Raw genomic sequence first — 1,219 nt, forward strand, 5'->3', positions numbered from 1 at the left:
TCCATACACGAGAACGTTATGCACCATTATGAAAGAGGAACATTTTCAGCCAATAGACAAAAGCGGACTTGAAAGAATCAAGGAATTGTATTTCTCTTTAAGAATTATTGCAGATTGCAAATCATTAATTGAAAAAGGAAATTATTATCAAATTTCAATAGTCTATGGTCAACTTCGTAGCTTATTGACAGACCGAAGTAAAGGAATAACTCCCTTGTTATTTGATATTGCATCTCAATTAAATATGGATTTAGAACTTTTTCATATACCAGATACTTTTGAAAAAGATTTACCTGATTTAGTGGAAAATGTGACTATCAGATTTATTGACACACATTTTAGTATTGACAAAATTTCACCTAATCAAAAAAAAATATCCTTAAAAGATTTTCTAGACATTATTGTAGTTACTAATAAAAGTAAAAAATATGCTGTTAGAGAAATAATAAGTGAATTAGCCAACAAATATGGTGGCTCACATTATTCGCAGAAAACGAATATGCATTTATTAGAATTATTGTCGTTTAGCACCAATAATCAAACAATGCTTGACCAATTAATAATTCAGTTAGCGGATCTTGCATATCAGTTTGGTATTTATGTACTAAAAAATATTACTGATATTGAATTATTTATGCATTTATATTTAACTCCAAAGAAAATAAAAAGTGAAGTTTTTTTATTGGATTATAAGTTGCCATATAACCGGAATAGATTTTCAATTGTATTAAATCAAAAAAGGCTACACTTTAAAATTATTGATACTTTAGGTGTGTATTATCAAATTTCATCAAATTGCTTAATAGAATATAATATAATTCATCTTTTAAATATTAGTATTGAGACAACAAGTAATTTTAACACATCAATTAAAATTTACATTCAAGAAAACCTCGTGGGAGAATTATTATTAGAAAATCCAATCCTCCCATTTAATCAAATTCATAGTTATGAGTGTTTTATGAATAAAGCTGTTGATGGACAAAAACAAAAATACGAATTCGGATTATCAGAGTTTTTGGTCTATAATAAACTTCAGAATTACGTTCAAAAAAATCAACTATTTGAATTTTATTCTTCAAAAAAATACAATAATATATTTTGGCTTGAGGAAAATGAATTTGGACATAAAAAATCTGAAAAGCGTGATTTTGAAATGAGTAATGGATTTAAAAAAAAAGATATATAAAACGGTGCATAACAAAGAACTGAGTTAAAA

The 1,219-nt window shown here is 26.2% G+C and carries 1 protein-coding gene; it reads left to right on the plus strand.

What is annotated here, in order from left to right; translation table 11 throughout:
• A partial coding sequence (locus KO494_RS07755) for a hypothetical protein (protein WP_215967037.1) occupies nt 1-1,189 on the plus strand: 1,189 nt, incomplete at its 5' end.
• Between the last annotated feature and the right edge of the window lie 30 nt (nt 1,190-1,219).

Source organism: Lacinutrix sp. C3R15, assembly GCF_018860825.1.
Classification (GTDB): domain Bacteria; phylum Bacteroidota; class Bacteroidia; order Flavobacteriales; family Flavobacteriaceae; genus Oceanihabitans.